Source organism: Gemmatimonadota bacterium (assembly GCA_016704275.1).
Lineage (GTDB): Bacteria > Gemmatimonadota > Gemmatimonadetes > Gemmatimonadales > GWC2-71-9 > Palsa-1233.
Window position 1 is genome coordinate 120,151 of the sequence record JADJAK010000008.1, and the last position, 22,061, is coordinate 142,211.

17 protein-coding genes are annotated in these 22,061 nt (G+C 67.7%); 10 read left to right on the plus strand and 7 right to left on the minus strand.

Annotated elements, in window-relative coordinates:
- Positions 1–60 precede the first annotated feature (60 nt).
- Positions 61–633, minus strand: coding sequence for a TetR/AcrR family transcriptional regulator (locus IPG05_15020; protein ID MBK6496386.1), 573 nt, complete (start codon positions 631–633; stop codon positions 61–63).
- 264 nt (positions 634–897) lie between these two features.
- Here IPG05_15020 and IPG05_15025 point away from each other — a divergent pair, with 264 nt between their 5' ends.
- The 5 genes from IPG05_15025 to IPG05_15045 are packed head-to-tail and all read left to right on the plus strand — an operon-like array spanning position 898 to position 5,810.
- Positions 898–1,623, plus strand: coding sequence for an esterase family protein (locus IPG05_15025; protein MBK6496387.1), 726 nt, complete (start codon positions 898–900; stop codon positions 1,621–1,623).
- A gap of 7 nt (positions 1,624–1,630) precedes the next feature.
- Positions 1,631–2,587 (plus strand): hypothetical protein, encoded by a 957-nt coding sequence (locus IPG05_15030; protein MBK6496388.1) that lies wholly within the window; start codon positions 1,631–1,633, stop codon positions 2,585–2,587.
- Positions 2,584–3,936: a hypothetical protein gene (locus IPG05_15035; GenBank protein ID MBK6496389.1), complete on the plus strand. Its 1,353-nt coding sequence runs from the start codon at positions 2,584–2,586 to the stop codon at positions 3,934–3,936. The genes IPG05_15030 and IPG05_15035 overlap by 4 nt, the downstream gene beginning before the upstream one ends.
- Before the next feature lie 2 nt (positions 3,937–3,938).
- The gene (locus IPG05_15040) at positions 3,939–5,045 is read left to right on the plus strand and encodes a carboxylate-amine ligase (protein ID MBK6496390.1); all 1,107 of its coding nucleotides are present in this window, start codon (positions 3,939–3,941) and stop codon (positions 5,043–5,045) included.
- On the plus strand, positions 5,046–5,810 hold the full coding sequence (locus IPG05_15045) for a gamma-glutamyl-gamma-aminobutyrate hydrolase family protein (protein ID MBK6496391.1): 765 nt from the start codon (positions 5,046–5,048) through the stop codon (positions 5,808–5,810). It abuts the gene before it with no gap.
- A gap of 96 nt (positions 5,811–5,906) precedes the next feature.
- Here the strand turns inward: IPG05_15045 and IPG05_15050 are convergent, their stop codons facing one another.
- Positions 5,907–8,264: a carbohydrate binding family 9 domain-containing protein gene (locus IPG05_15050; GenBank protein ID MBK6496392.1), complete on the minus strand. Its 2,358-nt coding sequence runs from the start codon at positions 8,262–8,264 to the stop codon at positions 5,907–5,909.
- A gap of 185 nt (positions 8,265–8,449) precedes the next feature.
- On the opposite strand from IPG05_15050, the gene IPG05_15055 reads away from it, so the two are divergent.
- The 3 genes from IPG05_15055 to IPG05_15065 all read left to right on the plus strand — a co-directional run bounded on the left by IPG05_15055 (position 8,450) and on the right by IPG05_15065 (position 13,055).
- Entirely contained in the window at positions 8,450–9,388 is a 939-nt protein-coding gene (locus IPG05_15055; GenBank protein ID MBK6496393.1) for a serine hydrolase, read from the plus strand.
- 83 nt (positions 9,389–9,471) lie between these two features.
- Entirely contained in the window at positions 9,472–9,984 is a 513-nt protein-coding gene (locus IPG05_15060; protein MBK6496394.1) for an outer membrane beta-barrel protein, read from the plus strand.
- Between the two features lie 104 nt (positions 9,985–10,088).
- A complete protein-coding gene (locus IPG05_15065; protein ID MBK6496395.1) occupies positions 10,089–13,055 on the plus strand; it encodes a PAS domain-containing protein in 2,967 nt (988 codons plus the stop codon).
- A gap of 3 nt (positions 13,056–13,058) precedes the next feature.
- Here the strand turns inward: IPG05_15065 and hrpB are convergent, their stop codons facing one another.
- The 4 genes from hrpB to IPG05_15085 all read right to left on the minus strand — a co-directional run bounded on the left by hrpB (position 13,059) and on the right by IPG05_15085 (position 17,574).
- Entirely contained in the window at positions 13,059–15,578 is a 2,520-nt protein-coding gene (gene hrpB / locus IPG05_15070; GenBank protein MBK6496396.1) for an ATP-dependent helicase HrpB, read from the minus strand.
- 24 nt (positions 15,579–15,602) lie between these two features.
- Positions 15,603–16,334: a class I SAM-dependent methyltransferase gene (locus tag IPG05_15075; GenBank protein ID MBK6496397.1), complete on the minus strand. Its 732-nt coding sequence runs from the start codon at positions 16,332–16,334 to the stop codon at positions 15,603–15,605.
- A gap of 71 nt (positions 16,335–16,405) precedes the next feature.
- A complete protein-coding gene (locus IPG05_15080) occupies positions 16,406–16,918 on the minus strand; it encodes a hypothetical protein (GenBank protein MBK6496398.1) in 513 nt (170 codons plus the stop codon).
- A gap of 161 nt (positions 16,919–17,079) precedes the next feature.
- Positions 17,080–17,574 carry a hypothetical protein gene (locus IPG05_15085; GenBank protein ID MBK6496399.1) on the minus strand — a complete coding sequence of 165 codons (495 nt, stop codon included), beginning with the start codon at positions 17,572–17,574 and terminating at the stop codon, positions 17,080–17,082.
- Positions 17,575–17,731: 157 nt separating this feature from the next.
- Between IPG05_15085 and IPG05_15090 the strand changes: the two genes are divergently transcribed.
- Both IPG05_15090 and IPG05_15095 read left to right on the plus strand, forming a co-directional pair.
- Positions 17,732–18,529 (plus strand): metallophosphoesterase, encoded by a 798-nt coding sequence (locus tag IPG05_15090; GenBank protein ID MBK6496400.1) that lies wholly within the window; start codon positions 17,732–17,734, stop codon positions 18,527–18,529.
- A 40-nt stretch (positions 18,530–18,569) separates the two neighbouring features.
- Positions 18,570–21,374, plus strand: a complete 2,805-nt coding sequence (locus IPG05_15095; GenBank protein ID MBK6496401.1) for an insulinase family protein — start codon at positions 18,570–18,572, stop codon at positions 21,372–21,374.
- A gap of 21 nt (positions 21,375–21,395) precedes the next feature.
- On the opposite strand, the gene IPG05_15100 is transcribed toward IPG05_15095, so the two are convergent.
- Complete coding sequence (locus IPG05_15100) at positions 21,396–22,031, minus strand: TetR/AcrR family transcriptional regulator (protein MBK6496402.1); 636 nt, start codon at positions 22,029–22,031, stop codon at positions 21,396–21,398.
- Positions 22,032–22,061 lie beyond the last annotated feature (30 nt).

Consider the following 22,061-nt stretch of genomic DNA (forward strand, 5'->3'; position numbering starts at 1 on the left):
CCTGCGCCCCCATAGGCCCCGCCCCGACGATCATCGCCCCCACCACCACCCACGCCCCCCTCACGCCGTCACCCCCAGCGCGCGCGTCATCAGGTCGACGAAAGCCTCGATCGTCACGGGCGCCGTCATGCCACCGCACGACGGCACCACGTCGCGGGTGATTCCATCCAGAAAGATTGCATTCATCAGCATTACGGTCGCCCCTTCGAGCGACCCCTCGTCAGCGATCAGTCCACGCGCACGCGCCTTCGTGAGATACCCCACCATCTGTTCCATCGCCCGCATCGCCCCCTCGCAACTCACCGGGGCCACCTCGGGATGCTCCTCGAACTCGGCCAGCGCCGTCCGGATCAGCTTGCGCTGCCCCAGGACATGCGCATGAACCGCCATGGCCCACGACAACAACTCCTCCCGCACCTGCCCCGGCTCCTCCGGGAGGATTGCCAACGGTCCCACGGTGGCCGCGGACTCGATGGCCTCGCGGAGCAGGACCTCCTTCGACCCGAAGTGCCGGAAGACGGTCACTTCGTTGACCCCGGCCGCCTCGGCGATCCGGCGGGTGGTCGTGCCGCGCCAGCCATGTTCGGCAAAGAGCTGGGCGGTGACTTCGAGCAGCGATGATCTGATGTCCATGAGACGATATTACCTAACAACGTTCAACGTAGCAAGTACCCACTTGCACGCCGGAGCCAGATCGACGTTCGGGCAATTCGGGGACGGGTACTCAATTGTTTCATAGTGCACCGAAACAGCGGTGACCGGTAACCAGTGACCTCTCCCCCGGAACACCCCTGGTCACGGGTTACAGGTCACAGGTCACTTGATCGCTGTCCGCCGTTCGCGGTTCGCCGTTCGCTGTTACTTTCTCTCTTCACCCTCAACGCCGGACCCGACAGGATGTGGCAGCGTACCACCCACCGCTGGGAGAGCCCGAACCTCCTGGGGCGGTCGATGGAACTCGTGGTGCATGGCCATGCCGGGGCGCGCGTGCTGGTCTTTCCGACCTCGATGGGACGGTTCCACGAATGGGAAGACCAGGGGATGGCGCAGCTGCTCGCCGATCAGCTCTCGGCGGGCCATCTGCAGTTGATCTGCGTCGCGTCGGTCGACGCCGAGAGCTGGTACGACGATCACGCGCACCCGCACCATCAGGCCGTGTGGCACGCGCGCTATGACGCGTATCTGCGCGACGAAGTGGTGCCCTTCACCCTGGTCAGCAATCCGAATCCGTTTCTGATCACGATGGGGGCGTCCTTCGGCGCCTACCACGCGCTGGCGTTCGGCTGCCGCTATCCGCATCTCGTCAGTCGCGTCCTGGCGATGAGCGGCCTGGTCGACATCAAGCGGCTCACGCACGGCTACTCGGACGACCTGGTGTACGCGTACAATCCCGCCGACTTCATGCGGCACGAGCATGACCCGGCGCGCCTCGAGGCCTTCCGCCGGATGGACATCATCCTGGCCGTGGGGCGCGACGACCCGCTGCGTCCCGGCAACGAGGCATTCTCCCGCGTCCTCTGGGAGCGCGGGATCGGCAACGCCCTCCGTCTCTGGGACGGCTGGGCACACGATTGGCCCTGGTGGAAGCAGATGGTGCGACTCTACATCGGTGGACACGACTGAGGTTGTCATGAGCAAGGAATCGCAGGCCGGCCCGAAGCGCATCGGACTCCTGGTGGGACGCGAGTGGTCGTGGCCCCCCGCCTTCATCGAGGAAGTGAATCGGCGCGACGCCGGCGTGGTGGCGGAGTTCGTCACGCTCGGTGGGCCGACCCTCGACGACGTCATCCCCTGGGACGTGGTCGTCGACCGCATCTCCCACGAGGTGCCGTTCTATCGCACCTGGCTCAAGCACGCCGCGACGCGGGGCGTAAAGGTGATCAACAATCCCTTCATGTGGACCGCCGACGACAAGTTCTTCGGCGCGACCCTCGCCGAGGCGAACGACATTCGCTCGCCCAAGACGATCCTGCTGCCGAACAAGGACTACGTCCCCGGCATCAAGCACGACGAATCGCTGCGCAACCTCGAGTATCCGCTCGACTGGCAGGGGATCATCGACCACATCGGCCTCCCCTGCATCCTCAAGGATGCCCACGGCGGCGGCTGGCGCGACGTCTACGTCTGCCACACCCTCGACGAACTGCTCTATCACTACGACCGCTGCGGCATGCTGACGATGATCGTGCAGGAGTTCATCGTCTGGGAGGAGTTCATCCGCTGCCTCTGCATCGGCCGCGAGCATGTCCTGGTGATGAAGTACGACCCGAAGGAGCGGAAGTACCACGTCGGCGAGTTCCTCGAGCCCGAGATGAAGGAGACGATCATCAAGCAGGTGCGGAAGCTCTGCCGCGCCCTCGGCTACGACATGAACTCGATCGAATTCGCCATCCGCGACGGCGTCCCCTACGCCATCGACTTCATGAATCCGGCGCCGGACTTCGACATCAACTCGCTCACGCCGACCCACTTCGAGTGGGCCGTGCAGACGATGGCTGACGTGACGATCGCGCTGGCCCTCGAGGAGCGGGTCGCCCCGAAGCCGAAGGCGAAGCACCTCTTCGCCGGACACGAGCGCACGGGATGAGCCAGCACGCGGTCGCCGCCTACCATGACGGTCTCGACGACGGACTCGCCCGCGAGTCGTCGGAGTGGCTGACCGCGCGCCAGCGCGACATCGGCCTGACCTTCGGCGAGCGGCCGCTCTGCACCGTCATTCGGCCGCGCTTCCTGAGTCCCGCCGAATACGACACGCTCCGCACCGCGTCGGCCTCGCTGCTCGGCGCCTTCCGCCACGCCGGTGCGATGGCGCAGGACGACGACGCCTTCCGCGCGCAGTTCCGGCTCGCCGACTGGGAGGAGCAGCTCCTCGCCACCGCACCCCGGCTCCATGTGGCGGCGCCCCTCTCGCGCCTCGACGCCTTCATCGACCCGGTGAGCGGCATCGCCCGGATCACCGAATACAACGGCGAGACCCCGGCCGGCACCGGCTACACCGATGCGCTGGCCGAGCTCTTCCTCGCGCTGCCGGCGATGCGCCCCTTCCTCGAGCACTGGGTGGTGCGCCCGCTCCCCGCGATGGGGCACGTGCACAACGTCCTGCTCGAGAGCTGGCATCGTTTCCGCGGCGTGCGCACCGTGCCGAGCATCGCCATCGTGGACTGGGACGACGTCCCGACCCAGGCCGAGTTCCGGATCTGCCTCGACTATTTCCGCGCGATGGGTGTCCCCTGCCGGATCACGACACCGGAGGCGCTGCGCTACGAGGGCGGCAAGCTCAAGGACGCCGATGGCACGGTGATCGACCTGATCTACAAGCGCGTCCTGCTGCATGAGTTGATCGCCGAGGGCGGACTCGAGCATCCGATGGTGCGCGCCGTGGCCGACGGCGCGGTCTGCATGGTGAATCCGTTCGCCTGCAAGCCGCTGCACAAGAAGGCCTCGCTCGCCGTGCTCTCCGACGAACGCAATGCCGGCCGCTTCTCCGGGGCCGAGCAGGCCGCCATCGCCACGCACGTCCCCTGGACCCGCGTGGTCGAGGAGCGGAAGACGGTGATCGACGGAACCGCCATCGATCTCCTCCCCTGGATGCTCCGGGAGCGCGAGTCGCTCGTCCTCAAGCCGAACGACGACTACGGCGGCACCGGCATCGTCCTCGGCTGGGAAGTCGACGACACCACCTGGCACGCCGCTGTCGCGCGCGCCGTGGCGGAGCCGTACGTCGTGCAGCGCCGGATCGCCCTGCCGAGCGAGCCGTTCCCCGCCATCCACGAGGGCGCGCTCCACGTCGAGGATCGGATCGTCGACACCGCGCCGTTCTGCTGGCACGGCGCGTTCATGGACGGCTGCCTCACCCGCATCTCGACCTCGACCCTGGTGAACGTCACCGCCGGTGGCGGCTCCACCATTCCCACCTTCGTCGTGGAGCCCCGATGATCATGAAGCAGCCGTCGTTCACGATCGGCATCGAGGAGGAGTACCAGATCATCGATCCGGTGACTCGCGAGCTGAAGAGCTACATCACCGAGATGCTCAAGGCCGACTCCGCGATCCTCCGCGAGATCAAGCCGGAGTTGCACCAGTCGATGGTCGAGGTCGGCACCCAGGTCTGCCACACCCCGGCGGAGGCGCGTGCGGAAATCGTCCGGCTCCGCGGCATGGTGATGGACCTCGCCGCGAAGAATGGCCTGGTGATCGCCGCCGCCGGCACGCACCCCTTCTCGAAGTGGATGGATCAGGAGATCACGCCGCTCGATCGCTACGTCGGCGTGAAGGAGGACCTGCAGGACCTCGCGCAGCGGCTGCTGATCTTCGGCACCCACGTGCACATCGGCATCGAGGACCGCGAGTTCCTCATCGACGCGATGAACGTCTGCCGCTATTTCCTGCCGCACGTCCTCGCGCTCTCGACCTCGTCGCCGTTCTGGTTCGGCCGCAACACCGGCCTCAAGAGCTACCGCAGCATCGTCTTCCGCAACTTCCCGCGCACCGGCATCCCGCGCACCATGGAATCGTGGAACGACTTCGAGTCGCTGGTCAACCTGTCGGTCAAGACCAACTCGATCCCCAACGCCTCCAAGATCTGGTGGGACGTGCGGCCGAGCTGGAGCTACCCGACGCTCGAGTTCCGGATCTGCGACATCTGCACCCGCGTCGACGAGGCCGTCTGCATCGGCGCCATCTTCCAGGCGATCTGCTTCAAGCTCTGGAAGCTGCGCCGCGACAACCTGACCTTCCGCCAGTACTCGGTGCACTTCATCGAGGAGAACAAGTGGCGGGCCATCCGCTATGGCCTCGAAGGGAAGCTGATCGACCTCGGCAAGGGCGAGGAGTTCCCCGCCCGCGACCTGATCCGCGAGCTGATCGAGTGGTTCCTCGATGACGTCCTCGACGAGCTCGGCTCCCGGAAGGAGGTCGAATACGCCTACAAGATCCTCAACGAGGGGACCTCGGCGGACCGCCAGCTGGCGACGTGGCGCGAAACTGGCAATCTTCACGACGTGGTGGATCGCCTCGTGGCAGAAACAGCGGAAGGAGTGCGGTAGATGGCCCGGACCAGGCCCCTCATCGGGGTGACAACGCAGACCCTGCACGCCATCGACGGCATCCCCCAGGACCTCCCCGTCTCCTGGGTGATGAACCAGCGCTATGTCCACGCCGTGATGGCGGCGGGCGGCGTCCCCGTGCTGATCCCGCTGCTGGCCGAGGACCCGGCCACCCTGCGGGCCATTTACGAGCGGATCGACGGCGTGCTGATTCCTGGCGGCGTCGACATCGACCCCGCCTACTACCGCACCCCGCGCCACGAGAAGCTCGGCCGCCTCGACCCCGCCCGTGACACCTCCGAATTGGTGATCGCCCGCTGGGCCGTCAAGGACGCCAAGCCGCTCCTCGGCCTCTGCCGCGGTCTGCAAGTGCTCAACGTCGCGCTCGGCGGCTCCCTCTGGCAGGACCTCGCCGAGGAACGCCCCGAGTCACTCAAGCACGACTTCTTCCCGACGGCCGGCTGGGCCCGCGAACACCGCGCCCACGACGTCGAAGTCCGCGGCGATTCCCGCCTCGGCGAAGCCCTCGGGCACGGCGCCGTGTCGGTGAATTCGATGCACCATCAGGGCATTCGCACCCTCGGCTACAACCTGGTCGCCACCGCCACGGCCCCCGACGGCCTCATCGAGGCCGCCGAAGCCACGGAAGGCTTCGCCGTCGGCGTCCAGTGGCACCCCGAAATGTTCGAAGGCGGTGACGCCGGCGTCGGCCGCCTCTTCGAGGCCTTCGTCGATGCGGCGAATGGGAGCAGCAGACTGGCGTAGCTCGAGAAGCGAGAAGCGAGAAGCGAGAAGCGTGGCCCAGCGGAGAGATCTTCCCGCCGAGCCACGCTTCTCGCTTCTCGCTTCTCCCTTGCCGAACTATCCCCTCATCTTGAGCAAATAGCTGAGCTTCAAGAAGAAGTCGCTCCGCGTCGGCCCCAGCGCCGCGCGCCCATCGAGGTCGGGCCGCTGGCGGAGGTTGCCGTAACCGAGGTACATCACCGTGCCCGGGTTCGGCAGGTAGGTGAAGAGGAAGTTGGCCTGCAGGCTGCGTCGATCGTACGCCGCGGCCGGGACGAACGCGTTGCCCTGCTGCACGACCAGCGGCAGGTTGGTGCGTCCATCATCACGCAGCGAATCACGCGTGTCGATGGAGTACTGGGTGATCAGGCGGATCTGCATCGCCCGCGAGATCTGGTATTCGACGCGGCCGACCAGGACGTCCTGCAGCAGGACGCGGCTGTGGTCCGTCGCGCGGTAGACGCGGTTCTCGTTGACCGAGAAGCCGAGCCGGAGCTGGTCATTGGGCCGGATGTTCATCCCGAGGTTCGTCGTGAACAACCGCCCCGACGACCACTCGGCGTAGTTCTCGTCGTTCAACCCGATCAGCGTGAAGCCGCTGAAATCGAAGTGCTTCCACGCCGGGGTGTTGAACTGCAGGACATAGTCGTTGTTCGGCAACCGCTGCCCGCCGCCGGTGAACGGCGTGACGTCGCCGTTGGCCTGCTGCACATAGACGCCGCGGTAGATCGTCGAGTCGTAGCCGAACGTCTCCACGAAGTACGACGCCCCGACATTCCAGCCACCCTTGAGCCGCGCCGTCGTGTTGAAGTGGAGGTAGCGGTTGAGGATCTCGCCGCCGTGGACGAAGTTGTCGTACTTCCAGGTCCCCTGCACCGAGACGCCGCCGGTCACCGATTCCACCGTCTTCCGGCCGAGGAGCCAGGTGTAGCTGTGGTCGATGACCACGTTGGCGACGTCGCGCTGGCCGATCAGCCCCGTGCGCGTGATGAAGTCGCCCGGCACCGCGTTCATCGAGTAGTTGAGCCGGAGGTTGCGCCCGGCGCGCCGGAACCCGGCACTGAAGATCGGCGCGTTGGTCACCACGCCGTTGCGGTTGTCGTGGGCGTACGCCGCGCTCCAGGTCAGCGAGTTGATTCCCTTGATCACCAATCGGCCGTCGATGCCGAGGACGCGGTTGGTGGCATCGCCGTCATGTTGCTCGGTCCACAATCCTGCGATCCTCGAGCCGGGGCCGAGGTCGTGGGAGGCGCGGACGATGCCGTAGACCGGATGGCTGTCGAAGGCGGAGCCGGCCTGATCGTCCACCGCCGCCATCACGCCGATCTGATTGTTGCCGACCTTGCCCGTCAACTTCGTGGCGAACACCGGCTGCACGATGCGGCGCGTGTAGATCAACCCGAACGGGGCGTCGAACTGCTCGACGCCGTCGAGGAAGAAGGGCCGACGCTCCGCGTAGCGCACGGCCTGCCGCGGGTCGAACGCGAACTGCGTGACGTCGCTCTCGACCTGCGAGAAGTCGGGATGCGCCGTGGCGCGCAACGTCAGGTTGGGGGTCACGCCGTAGCGGAGGTCGCCGCCGAACTCCGGCGTCCCACCGCCGTAGTCGAATCGGCCACTGCCCGACGGCGGCGCACCCGTCACCCGCGACGTGATCGTCGGGATGATGTCGAGCGCGTGGCCGGTGTCGAGATCCGTCAGCCCTTCGAGCCGGCCCGACTGCGCCAGAAAGGAGGAGGACGCGAGCTTGGCGGCCGTCCACGTCTGTTCCTGCCCGCTCCGCTGCACCCTGCGGAGCAGGTTGATTCCCCACGTCTGCACCTTGCTCCCCTGCATGCGGATGCTCTTGAAGGGAATCCGCATCTCCACGACGTAGCCGTCCGCGGTCACCGTCCCCTTGGAGGTCCAGACAAAGTCCTGTGACAGGTCGGGGGACTGCCGCGTCGAGGCGCCGCACCCCATCATCCCGCACGACACCCCGCCCGACTCGTTCAGCGCGCCGTCCGCCTGCACGCCCAGCGGGTTGACGGCGAAGTACGATGCCTGCCGCCCGTCGTTGAAGGTCGAGAGATACAGCTGGACCTGGTCATCGCTGCCGATCCGGTCCCGCTCGGCCAGCGTGGCCCGCACCGTGCCGCCCGGCGCGAACGCCCGAACCCCGATGTGCAGCGCGGTGGCCGAGTACCAGACCAGGACCTCGGTCGAGTCGCCCGCCGCCACGCCATCAACCGGAGTGAACTGCGAGAAGCCCGTCAACACCGCGGCCTGCCCCCACATCGGCTCGTCCAGCACGCCATCGATGGTCGCCACCCCCGCCAACCGGGGCGGCTTGACGGCGGTCTGCCCCGCTCGCCCCGAATGCACCCGCGGGTCAGGATCGGCGGGGCCGGGCACCACGAGGAAGGCAGCCGTGACAGCGGTGGCGAGCAGCAGCATCGGGGATCCGGGTAGGGAGGGGGTGAACGGTGAACGGTGAACGGGAAGCTAGCGACCGGGAGCCTGTACGACCCCCCTACGATGGAGGTTTCGGGGCAGAAACCGACGTATCTTCAGCTATCCTGCGCCTCGTGCCCCTCTGCGCCTCTGCGCGAACCCTCTGCGCCTCCCCATCGAGATGCCCCATGGCCCTCTTCCGACGCACCCTCGCCCTGCTCCTCCTGCTCGCCGCACCGCTCGCCGCCCAAGGCCAGTGGCCGGCCGTCAAGCGCGACAAGGCGCTGGAAGCCAAGCTCCAAGCGCTCGCCAGCGCGGTGCAGGGCGATGTCGGCATCTACGTCCGCCACCTGAAGAGCGGCCGTGGCGCCGTGCTCCGGGCCGACGAGCTCTTCCCCACCGCCTCGATGATCAAGGTGCCGATCCTCGCCACCCTCTTCGACCGGATGCAGCAGGGCGCGCTGCGCGTTGACACAACGCTGACATGGAGCGACTCGCTGCGCTACAACGGCGAGGACGATCTCTTCGACAAGTTGCGGGATGGCGTCAAGGTGCCGCTCGCGCAGGTCTCGCTCATGATGATCACCACCTCGGACAACGCCGCGGCGCTCTGGCTGCAGGCGCTCGTGGGCGGCGGCACCGCCATCAACGGCTGGCTCGCGGCCAACGGCTTCGATTCGACCCGCATGAACTCGCGGACCCCGGGGCGTCAGGCCAACCGCGCCGCGATGGGATGGGGCCAGACCACGCCGCGCGAGATCGCCGAACTGGTGGTGCGCATTCGCGAGGGCAAGGCGGTGTCACCTGCCGCTTCGGCCGAGATGTATCGTCATCTGACGCGCATCTACTTCACCGGCGAGGCGCTCTCCACGATCCCGCCCTGGGTGCAGACCGCGTCGAAGCAGGGCGCCGTCGATCGCTCGCGCTCCGAAGTGGTGCTCGTGAATGCGCCCTCGGGCGACTACGTCTTCGCCGTCATCACCAGGAATCAGCAGGACACCACCTATCGCGCGTCCAACCAGGGCTACACCCTGCTGCGCAAGGTGTCTGCGCTGCTCTGGCAGACCTTCGAGCCGAAGCATCCGTGGACTCCACCCAACGATGGAGAACGTTTCAAACCGGAATAGTTGTGTGTGCCCTTCGCACACTGGGACGTGTTCTCTGGTAGTACCGTCGCCCAACGCGATGGCCCTTCACCAGGAGCACCACTATGCGCAACGTCCTATTCGCCGCCCTCCTCGCCGCCACCGTGCCGACTTTCGCCTCGGCCCAGGGCGGTTCCTTCGAAACCTCGCTCGGCGGCGGCGTGACGATTCCGATGGGCAACACCGCCGATCTCTATGACACCGGCTTCCACGGCGCCGCCGCTATCGGCTATCGCGCCCTGGATTCGAAGGTGGTCTTCAAGCTGCATGCCTCGCTGCATCGGCTGAATCAGGATGCCTTCACCGACGCGCACGCCAACATCTTCGCCGCCTTCGTCCGCGCCGATTACGACCTGTCGCCGACGATGTACGCGATCGGTGGCGTCGGCGTCGTCCGCAACGAGAATCAGATCGTGGTCAGCGGCGTCCGGTTCACCAACACGAATTCCGATGCCGCGATGACGGCCGGCCTCGGCCTCAATTTCGGCAAGAATCTCTTCGCCGAGGGTCGGCTCATGTACGGCTTCGGCGATCCGAAGTCGACGTTGATCCCGATCACCGTCGGACTGCGTTTCTAGTTGCCACGCGGCCGCCATGCCCTCCCGGGCGTGGCGGTTGCCCCGGGCGCCGCCAGCCCTTCGCACCACAAGGCCCCGCGGCGTCCGACCGGGTATAGTACATCATGGCTTCCCAGCTTCCGGGAAACGGCTTTCGACTGACCGCAATTCGTGATGCACTCGACCGCATCACGGACTTCCGCGTGACCGAGGCATCCGCCATCATCGCGGCGATGGTTCGCCGGCCACTCTCGCAGGTGGCCGGTTCGACGCTCCGTCAGATCTTCCCCACCCCACGCATTGATCGCTTTGTCGACCGCTTCGCCGAAGCACTGGCGAGTGACGCGCCGCAAACGGATGAATATCCCATCGTCTCCGGCGCCGTCGAAGCGACCTGGGTGCGGCAGACGGCGACGCGTGAAGATGCCGACACGCTGCTGGTGCTCATCGAGGATCTCTCCGCCGAGCGGCAGCGCGCCGTCCAGCTGGCGGTGTCGACGCGGCTCCGCGAACTGCTCTTCGAACGATCCACCCACTCGATCGTGCTGGTGGCCCCCGACGGGAAGATCGTGGAGGCCAATGCGGCATTCGCCACGCTGATGCAGATGGAGCCGACCGCCCTGATCGGGCTCCGGCTGCCGGATCATCTGGATTGCCCCCCCGCGGAAGCCGTCCGCCCGCCGTCGTTCCGATGCAAGCTGCGTTCGGCCGATGGCGAGTGGCGTCCGATCGAGATCTCGGAGACACCACTCCCCTACGATTATCGACAGCTGGTCATCGAGGATCGCTCCGAGATCGCGGCGAGCGAGCGCCGCTACCGCACCGCCATGCACGCGGCCGGCCTCTCCGCCTGGGAGATGCATCAGGCCACCGAAGCCCTGATCGTCTCCGAGAGCTACCGTACGCTGTTCGACCTGCCTCCCGATGCCCCGCTGCCGACGACGATCGCCGAGCTCCGCGCGATGGTGCATCCCGACGATCGGGAGCGGGTGTACCGCGGACGCCTGTCGCTCCCGTCCTGGAATCCAGGCGAGACCGTCCCGTTCGAGGTGTCCTATCGGATCATCACGCCCTCGGGGGAGATCCGCTGGATGCGTACCCGCGGCGAGTTGGTGCGGGCCAACGCCAACGACCCAGGCATCATCTATGCGATCACGCGCGACATCACGCTGCTGGTCGAGACGGAAGCGCGCCTGCGCGAGAGCGAGGAACAATTCCGCTCCGCGTTCGACGACTCTGCCATCGGCATGGCCCTCGTCTCCAACGAGGGCACGACCCTGCGCGTGAATGCCGCGCTGGCGAACATGTTCGGCTATACCCTCGAGGACGCGGTCAGGACGCAGTGGCATCAGATCCTCCACCCGGACGAGATCCCGGAAGCTTCGGTGGTTCTCCGGGAGATCGCCGCAGGGCAACTCGCCAGCAGTCGGGCCGAGCGACGCTGCCTGCGACGCGATGGCACGCTGGTCTGGACGCAGATGACCGTCGCCGGTGTCCGCGGCCAGTCCGAGCGCCCGCCGCAGATGATTGTGCAGGCGGAAGACATCACCGAGCGCAAGCTGTCCGAATCGGCGCGGGCCGAGGCGGAGGAGCGCCTCGGCCTTGTGCTCGAAGCGACACGGGATGGCGTCTGGGACTGGGACTGCGTCACCGGGAAGATCTACTTCGGCCCGCAGTGGTTCGGCATGCTCGGGTATCCGGCGGAGGGCCGCTTCGGTGACATCTCGGTCTTCACGCAGCTGGTGCACCCCGAGGACTTGACCGCCCTGTGGCCCGCCGTCGAGCGCCACCTGGAGGCCCCCGGCGAGGACTTCGACAAGACGTTTCGCATGCGCCACGCCGAGGGCCATTGGGTCTGGATCCGGGCCCGGGGCCGCGCCTTCTCGCGCGACGCCGAGGGCCGGGCCGTGCGCATGGTCGGCACGCATACCGACGTGACGCACCAGAAGGCGCTGGAGGAGCAGATCCGTCACGGACAAAAGATGGATGCCGTCGGCAAGCTCGCCGGCGGCATCGCCCACGACTTCAACAACCTGCTCACCGCCATCGGCTCCACCACGGAATTGCTGCTGGACACCACGTCGGCGGGCGATCCCCACGAACAGGATTTGCAGAACATCGCGTTGGCCGCTGACCGGGCCAAGGCGCTCACGCGGCAGTTGTTGGCCTTCTCCCGCCAGGATGTGGAACAGAGCGCCATGGTGGTGGTGGATGCGGTCGTATCGCAGGTGGCGCCGTTGCTGCACCGGATGCTCGGACCGGCCCAGGCCCTGCGCGTCGAACTGGCGGCACCGGACCAGCTGTTGCGTCTCGACCCCGCCAACCTCGAGCTCGCGCTGCTCAACCTGGTGGCGAACGCCCGCGATGCGATGCCTGATGGCGGGACGGTGCTGATCTCCACGCAGGTGGTCGACGAGGCGCCCGGCCTCGACGCCCCGGCCCCACGCGTCGCCACCCGGTTCGTGATCATCACGGTGCGCGACACCGGCGTCGGGATGACCGACGAGGTTCGCGAGCGAATCTTCGAACCATTCTTCACCACCAAACCCCAGGGCAAGGGCACCGGCCTCGGCATGCCGACCGTCTACGGATTCGTGCGGCGCTTGCAGGGGAGCGTGCAGGTCGAGTCACTGCCGGGAGAGGGCACCACGGTGCGGCTCATACTCCCGATCCTCACCGAAGTGGACGACTCGGCGTCCGTCGACGCTCGGCATCTGCCGAAACAGGCGGGCCGCGCCGTGCGCCGCCTCCTGCTGGTCGACGATGATGAGGTCGTCCGTCGCAGCACGCAGCGCCTGTTGGAGCACCGTGGCATCACGGTGACCAGTGTCGAGAGCGCCGACGAAGCCCTCGCCACGCTCGCGGCAAGCACCACGCCCTTCGACGTGGTGCTCACCGACCATGCGATGCCGGGTCGCACCGGCTTCGAATTGCTGGAAGAGATCGAGAAGCGCTACCCGGCCCAGCGCGTCGTCCTGATGTCGGGATTCACGGACGACGATCGCCTGCGTCACACCTTCAGCAACCGCGATGTGCCCTTCCTGGCCAAACCATTCACGCTGGACGAGTTGATGGAAGCCCTCGAGGGATAAACCTCACTTTCGCCGCTTGGCACCCCGGACCGGTGGCGCCGTCAGCGGATCGTCGGGCCAGTGATGCTTCGGGTACCGCCCGCGCAGGTCCTTCCGCACGTCGAAGTATCCCGTCGCCCAGAAGCTGGCCAGATCCCGGGTCACCTGCATCGGCCGATGCGCCGGCGAGAGCAGGTGCATCGTGAGCGGCACCGCCCCGCCACCGATCCGCGGCGTCTCCCGCCATCCGAACACTTCCTGCAATCGCACGGCGAGCACCGGCGCCGACGGATCGCTGTAGTCCACGCGAATCCGTGATCCGGTCGGCACCTCGACGTGCTCCGGCGCGAGTTCGTCGAGCCGCCGCCGCTGCTCCCAGTCGAGCTGATCAAGGAGTGCCCCACTCAGATCGACACGGCTGATGGCCTCGAGCTTTCGGATGCCGGTGAGCGTCGGGCCCAACCAGGCGCCGAGCGTCGCGAGGAGCGCGGCGTCGCCAACGTCCGGCCACCGCGCATCGAGCGCATGCAGGAATTGCAGCCGATCGCGCAGCTGCACCGCACCCGCCGACCACGGCAGCGCGCCGATCCCGCGACCGGCAATCGCCGCCAGCAGCGCCCCGCGCACCGCCTCCGCATCGACCTCGCGCAGCGGCTGCTCGCGGAGCACCAGCGCGCCGAGCCGATGCTGGCGCCGTGCGACGACGGCGTCAGACGCATCATCCCAGGTGACTTCGTCGACCACCTCGACCTGCTCACTGGCGTGCAGCAACAACTCATCGAGGTCGAGCGCCGCCGCGAGGCGGATTTGCCCCTCGCGCCCGACATCCTCGATCACTGCGACCGCCAGCCATGCCTCATGCGCCAGTGGGTCGGTCACCGGGAGCGTGGCGCCGCGCCCGTTGCGCAGCAGGAATCGCCCTGGCCCACCGCGCTGGCGCGCCACACGTTCCGGATATGCCAATGCCAGCAACACGCCATCGGACCAGAGCGCGCTGTCACCTCGCGCGCTCCCCACCCGTTGCCGCCACGCCGTCGCCGTGGTGCGCACCCGCTCGAGCGCTCCGCGATCGACCGTCGCCCCAAGTGTGCCGGCCCCCTCACTGCTGCGCCGATCGAGCAGGTCGAGTCGCAGCGCCAGGTCCGCTGGTGGTGGGCCCATCGTGCCGCGCAGCGGATCCTTCTCGTCGAGCAACGCCACCAGCGCCGCCGCGCGCGCCAACGTTGCTGCCCCACCCTCGCGGGCGCGCAACAGCAGATGTGCCAATCGCGGGTGCGTGCCGAGTCCGGCCATCGCCTGGCCGTGTGCGGTCAAGCCTCCCGCACCATCCAGGGCACCGAGCAGCGTGAGCAGATCGCGCCCCTGCGCGAACGCCGCGGCGGGCGGCGCGTCGAGCCAGCGCAACGCGGTCGGGTCGGCGAAGCCTGCCGCCGCCAGGTCGAGCGCCAGCGGCGCCAGGTCGCTGTCGAGGATCTCCGCGCGCGTCTGCGGCACCAGCCCTGCCTCTTCCCCGGCGCTCCAGCAGCGCACACAGATGCCCGGCATCAACCGCCCGGCGCGGCCGCGCCGCTGATCGGCCGAGGCACGCGACACCCGCACCGTCTCGAGGTGGGTCATCCCGGTGCGCGGCGAGAAGCGCGGAATCCGCATCATCCCGCCATCGACCACCACCCGAATGCCATCGATCGTGAGCGACGTCTCAGCAATCGAGGTGGCGAGCACCACCTTCCGCCGTCCCGCCGGCGCCGGGGCGATCGCCGCATCCTGCGCGCTCCCCTCCATCATCCCGTAGAGCGGCTGCACACTGACGTCGCTCGGCAACGCCCCTTCCCGCAGCAGCGACTCGACTCGGCGGATCTCGCCGGCACCAGGGAGGAAGACCAGCACCGAGCCCGTCTCGGTGGCCAGCACCTCACGCACCACCTGCGCGACGTGCGCCTCGAGGCGCACACCACTCCGCGCCGGGGCGTGCCGCGTCTCGACCGGGAAGGAACGCCCCTCGCTCTCGATCAACGGCGCGTCGCCCAGCAACGCCGCAACCGCCGCGCCATCCAGCGTGGCCGACATCACCAACAGGCGCAGGTCGTCGCGGAAGAGCTCGGCGGCGGCCAGCGTGAGCGCCAATCCGGTGTCGGCCACCAGCGAGCGCTCGTGATACTCGTCGAACAGGACGGCGCCGATCCCGTCGAGCGCGGGATCGTCCTGCAGCATGCGGGTGAGAATCCCCTCGGTCACCACCTCGATGCGCGTGGCGCTGCTGACCTTGGTGTCTTGCCGCATCCGGTATCCGACCCGTTGCCCGACCCGCTCGCCCAGGATGCTCGCCATGTAGGTCGCCGCGGCGCGGGTGGCGAGCCGACGAGGCTCCAGCATGACAATGCGCCGAGCCCCAAGCCACGGCGCGTCGAGCAGCGCCAGCGGGACGCGCGTCGTCTTGCCGGCGCCCGGGGGCGCGACCAGCACCGCGCGCCGCGCCTCGGCGAGTGCAGCCCGAAGCGCGGGAAGAGTGGCCTCAATTGGCAACACAGATCGACCATCGATCATCGATGATCGATCATCGATCATCGATCAGACCTGCGCGATATACAGGCCGCGCCCCTGCGGCCCGTACGCCTCGAGCACCACGTCGCCGAAGCCGGCGGCCTTCAGCGCGATCCGGTACTCCGCATCGGTGAACAGCGTCAGCGTGCGGAGCTCCTGCACGTGACGGACGCCGGAGTCGGTGCCGATCAGGTAGTGGATGTCGAGCAGGGAGCGATTGCCGACGATGCGGGTGTAGTTCATCCGCTGCACGAAGAGCCCCGGGCGCTGGGCACGGTCCGCCTTCACGTGGCCATCGGTCACCTGGGCCGGCGAGAGCCAGGGCTCCAGCAGCAACACCCCATTCGGGGCGAGGTGGCTGCGCATCCGGGTGACGGCCTTCGTCATGTCGGCCACGTCGCGCATGTAGCCGATCATCCCGAAGAGGCAGAGGACCGCCGCGAACTTGCCGTCGACGGCAAAGTCCCGCATGTCGCCGAGGTGGAGCGGGACGTCGCCGAGGCGGCGGGCGGCGAGGCGGAGCATTTCGGGGTCACGGTCCAGTCCTTCCGGGCGGTACTTCCCGTGCCACTGGTTCAGCACCGCGAGGCGCAGGCCGGGCCCGCAGCCGATCTCGAGCACCCGACGCGGCTCCGGCTCTTCGTCTTCGGGCGGCGGCGGCAGCCGCACGTCGAGCAGACGGTCCACCAGCCCGATCTCATGCTGGTAGGAGCGGCCGGTGTAGAGGGCCTCGTAGGCGTCTTCGACATGGGCAAGCATCGGATGGGGCTCCGGAGAGGAAGGAAGTGCTGAAAACTAACGGGGCCGGGAATCACCCGGCCCCGCCTCGCCTAGAACTCGATGCCGCCGGTGAGGACCAGCTGCTTTCCGCCGCCCAATTCGTAGCGGGCCTGGGCGAACGGTGCCCCGCGGCCACGCCCCAGCTTCAGGCCCGCGATCGCATTCAACCCGAGCTCCGTCCCGCCGGCGTTGGTGTAGAGGGCGCCATCGACCGTGTAGTTGGTGTAGTTCAACCCGGTCCCGACATAGATCCCGTGCGTCTTGGGCAGCTCGTAGGTGCCGTTGACGTTGAACTCCCAGTAGGTCGGCCGCGTTGCCAGCGGGCCGGAGACCACCTTCTCGAGGAAGAACCAGTCGAAGGTCGCCTGCCCGCGGATGCCGTCGCCCACCTTCGACTCCTGGATCGGGAAGCCGAGCCCGGCACCCACGCCGAACGCCTCCATGTCCGCGGCATAGCTCGCCTGCGTGATGATCGACAGCCGCGGCGCCTGCGCCCCCGCCCCGAGCGGCGCCAGCACCGCCCCGAACACCACCACCCACCTCACCGCCTTCGAGATCCCCATGCACCGCTCCGACGCTCAGTGTGTATGGGCGCAGCATGCTGCGCCCCGTTCGCTCGCTCCGCGCCAATCCCCCCCAATACGCGACGCGGGGACCCCCCGTTGAGGAGGTCCCCGCGTGGTCCGACGCCCGACCCCAGAGGGTCACGGCATCGAGGTCGTGACTAGAAGCGGAAGCCGCCGGTCACGTAGAGCTGCTCGGCGCCACCGATGGCGAAGCGGGCCTGCACGAACGGAGCCGCCTTGCCGCTGCCCAGCTTGTAGCCGCCGAGGACGTTGATGCCGATGTCGCTGCTGCTGCAGTCAACAAGGGTGCCGCAGAAGGCGGAGTCGAACGACGAGTTGGCGTAGTTGATGCCGGCGCCGACGTACAGGTTCTTCACCGACGGGATGTCCTTGAGCAGGTTCCCGTTGATCTCCCAGAACGTGAGGGGGTCATCAGCGAGGAAGTAGTCGAACGTCGCCTCGAGGCGGATCCCCTGCTTCTCGGTCAGCGAGCCCAGCCCGAGGTTCACGCCGCCGCCGACGCCCAGCGCCTCGACATCGAAGCCATAGCTGCCCTGCACGACGAAACCGACCTGCGCCTGTGCGGTCGACGGCGCAAAGGCGGCGACGCCGAGCGCAAGCACTGCACCTGCAAACATGGACTTGATCCGCATACTGGAAGCCTCCAACAGAGTGGGTAGGGGTACTTGGTCCTGCGTTCCAACGATGAGACGTTCTAGATTGCATCGGTACGGCAGTGCATCCAATCTATACATTCCGGCAGTTCGCACCAGACTTGACGCGCTCCACCGGCCAAGGGTAAGGACCGTGATGACCGGGATCCGCTGGGCCACCGACCTCCATCTCGACCACGCCGCACCCGGGGTGGTCGAGTCGTTCTTCCTGGCATTGCGTCGGGGGCCGGCCCTTCCCGTCATCCTGACCGGTGACCTCTCGACCGCCCCCCGCCTCGTCCAGGACCTGATCGACCTCGCCGACGCCGCGGCGGCGCCACTCTATCTCGTCCTCGGCAACCACGACCATTACCACGGCGGCATCGGCTCGGTGCGCGACGCGGTGATCGCCCTCCATGAGACCCATCCATCGATTCAATGGTTGCCACCAGCCGGCGTGGTACCCCTCGATGCGGACACCGCGCTCGTCGGGGTCGACGGCTGGGCGGATGGCCGCGCCGGCAATGCGCTCACGACGCCCCTGGTCCTCAATGATGACCGACTGATCGCAGAGGTCGCCGCCCAGCCGGACCGGATCTCGAAGTTGGCGGTCAAACGCGCCCTGGCCGACGCCGATGCCACGCGACTCGCCACGCTGCTGGAACGCGCCGCGCCCGACTATCACCGGATCGTGGTCGCGACCCACGTGCCGCCCTTCGTCGAGGGGCTCCCCGCGAGCGGCCGGCTCTCCCGCGCCGAGTGGCACCCGCTGCTGGTGTCTGGAGCCACCGGGGCGGTCCTCCGACGCTTTGCGATGGCCCATCCAGACCACCAGATCACGGTCCTCGCCGGACACACCCATGCCGCCCGGGAGGCGGCCATCCTCCCGAACCTCCGCCTTCGGGTGGCCGCGGCCCGCTACGGCGACCCGCGCGTGGCGGCCGTCACCGTCTGACGCGCGGTATCTTCCGGTAACTCTCTCCTCTGGACCGTCGATGCGTTTCCTCTCGCTCGCCTTGCTCCTCCTGGTCGCCACCCCGCTCGCCGGCCAGACCCCGGACGCCCTGATCCCGGCCGATGCCGCGGTCCGGACCGGGACGCTCGCCAACGGCTTCCGCTTCATCATCCGGCAGCACCCCCTCCCCGCCGATCGACTCGAGCTGCGGCTGGTGGTGCGGGCCGGATCGATCCAGGAGGACCAGGACCAGCGCGGGCTCGCGCACTTCATCGAGCACATGGCCTTCAACGGCACCACGCGCTTCAAGAAGAACGACCTGGTCTCGTACCTCGAGTCGATCGGGGTCCGCTTCGGCGCCGACCTCAACGCCTACACCTCGTTTGACGAGACGGTCTACATCCTCCCCGTCCCGACCGACAAGCCGGAGCTGCTCGAGCGCGCCTTTGACATCCTCCAGGATTGGGCGAGTGGGATCTCGTTCGATTCGGCCGAGGTCGTGAATGAGCGCGGCGTGGTGCTCGGCGAATGGCGCAGCGGGCTCAGCGCCGGCAAGCGCATCCAGGACAAGGAATTCCCGCTCCTCTTCCGCGGGTCGCGCTACGCCGAGCGGTTGCCGATCGGCGACACCGCGACGATCGCGCATGCGGTGCCGGCCCCGCTCAAGCGCTACTATCGCGACTGGTATCGCCCCGACCTGATGGCCGTGATCGCCGTTGGCGACGTGCCGGCCGATCGACTCGAAGCGCTGATCCGCAATCGCTTCAGCAAGTTGACCAATCCGCCACGGCCACGGCCGCGCGTCGAGGCGCCGATTCCGGAGCAGCCGGGAACCCGCGTCTCGATCGTGACCGACCCCGAACTCGGCAGCGAGTCAATCCAGTTGCTGGTGCGGCGCCCGTCCCACGGGCCGTATCGTCGCGAAGCGGATGAGCGTCGCGTACTGATCAATGCCATCGTCTCGACCATTGCCGGCCAGCGGCTCGCCGACCTCGCGCGCAATCCGAACGCCGGCTTCGTCGGCGCCGGCATCGGCCCGACGCGGCTCATTCGCGACGTCGAGCTCTTCTCGGTCTCGGTCGGCCCCAAGGAAGGCAAGCTGACGCAGGCGTTCGAGGAGGTGCTGCGCGAGGCGCGCCGACTGGCGCAACACGGCGTCCTCCCCGCCGAGCTCGAGCGCGCCAAGGCATCGCTGCTGCGCGGGCGGGAAGTGGCCGCGAACGAGCAGGAGAAGGCGTTCAGCAACGCCTTCGTCGACCTCTACATCGATGCCATCACCAGCGGCAACACGACGCCATCGGCGAAGACGCGCTTTGCGCTCGCGCAGCAACTCCTGCCGACGATCACCAAGGCCGAAATCGATGCCGCCCTTCGCGAGCAGGCCGCAGGGAGCGATCGCTTCCTCGCCGCGCGCATTCCGGAAAAGGCCGGGATGACGGTGCCGACACAGGAGGCGCTGCTCGCGATCGTCGCGCGGACCGACACGATGACCACCGACGCATGGACCGAGACCACCGTCGCCGGCCCGCTCGTCCCGATGATCCCCAAGGCAGGCCGCATCGTCGGCGAGAAGCAGAACAGCGAGCTCGGCTTCACCGAGTGGACGCTCAGCAACGGCATCCGCGTGCTCGTCAAGCCGACCACCTTCAAGGCCGACGAGATCGTCGTCTCCGGCTGGTCGCCCGGCGGCGCCTCGCTGGTGAGCGACGCCGACGTCCTCAACTCGCAGTTCGCCACCATCATCGTGCAGCAGAGCGGGGTCGGCGATTTCGACGCGGCCTCGCTCCGTCGGCGGCTCGCGGGCAAGGTCGCGCGCGTCTCGGCCAACATCGCCGACCTCACGGAAGGCATCGGCGGCGCGACCACACCGAAGGACCTCGATACCTTCTTCGAGTTGCTCTGGCTCAACGCGACCGCACCGCGCTACGACTCCAACGCGGTGGCCGCCTTCGTCAACCAGCTGAAGAGTCAACTCGCCGGCCGCGATCGCATCCCGACGATGGCGCTGCTCGACACCCTCTCGGCGGTGATGACGCAGAATTCCCCGCGCCAGCCGTCGGTCACCGCCGCCACGCTGGAGATGTTCAACGCCAATCGTGCGCTGGCGATCTACAAGGAGCGCTTCGCGGACTTCGGTGACTACACCTTCCTGATCGTCGGCAACGTGCAACTCGACTCGCTCCGCCCTCGGGTGGAGCAGTGGCTCGGTGCGCTGCCCGTCACCGGGCGGAAGGAGAGCTGGAAGGACGTGGCCCCGCGGCCGCCCGCGGGCGTGATCACCAAGACGATTCGCAAGGGGAAGGAGCCGGTCGCCCAGCAGTTCGCGATCTTCTCCGGCGCGACCGAGCCGCCCGACGCCATGACGGAGATGGCCGCCGAGGCGGTCGGCGAAATCCTGCAGACCCGGCTGCTCGAGGCACTGCGCGAGGCGATGGGCGCCACCTACAGCGTCAACGCGATGACCGAGGTGAGCCGCCAGCCGCACGGGGAATACAACGCGATGATCCAGTTCACGTCGACGCCGGAACAGGTCGACACCCTCTGGGCCGCCGCGCAAGGGATCATCGCCGCGCTCCGGACGAATGGACCGACCGCCGAGGAGCTGCAGAAGTTCGTGGCGCAGTATCGTCGCGGCACCGAAGTCGCCGTCAAGACCAACGGCTGGTGGCTCGGGCAGCTGCGTCAGGCCCAGCAGGAAGGACGCCCGCTCGCGGAGATCCTCGCCTGGGATGCCCGCCTGACCGCGCTCACCCCGGCGATGGTGAAGGCCGCCGCCGCGCGCTACCTCGATCCGAAGAATGTCGCGCGGTTCATGCTGGTGCCGGAGGGGGGGACGACGCCGTAGAACACGCAGGATGATCGATCATCATCGATCATCCATCATCCCGTCTACGAGCGCGGCGAGCATCCGCTCCGCACTCGTCTCCACGTCGCGCCACTCGATCCAGGCATCCTCCGCGAAGACCATGTGCAGCGAGATCAGGCCATGCGTGGCAGCCCAGCAGATCTGGGAGACGCGTTCCGGATCGCCATAGTCGCCGCGAAATCGACCCGCCTGGATCGCCTCGGCCACCGTCGCGCGGACGATGCCGTAGGCGTCGCTCTCGGGATTCCGCTCGACCTGCTGGACGTGGTCGTCCGGGTGGTCGCGCTTCGCCCCCGGCGTCATGAAGAGCAGCCGATAGTGTTGCGGATGCTCGAGGCCGAAGCGGACGTAGGCCATCCCCAACTTGATCAGCCGCTCGACCGGGTCGGCGACCGCCGCCAACCGCAGGAAGCTCGCGCCGAGCGCGCCGATGTCTTGGGTCACCAACTCGCGCAGCAGCGACTGCTTGTCGGCGAAGTGGTGGTAGATCGCCGGTGCGGTGCACTCCAGTCGCTCGGCGATCGCCCGCATCGTGGTCGCCTCAACGCCGCGCTCCACGAACAACTCCCGTGCCACATCGAGGATGCGATCGTGGGTGGCTTCGCGTTCGCGGGTGCGACGGGTCTTGGAGGGCATACCGTCAGCCTAACGCTGTTAAACATCCTC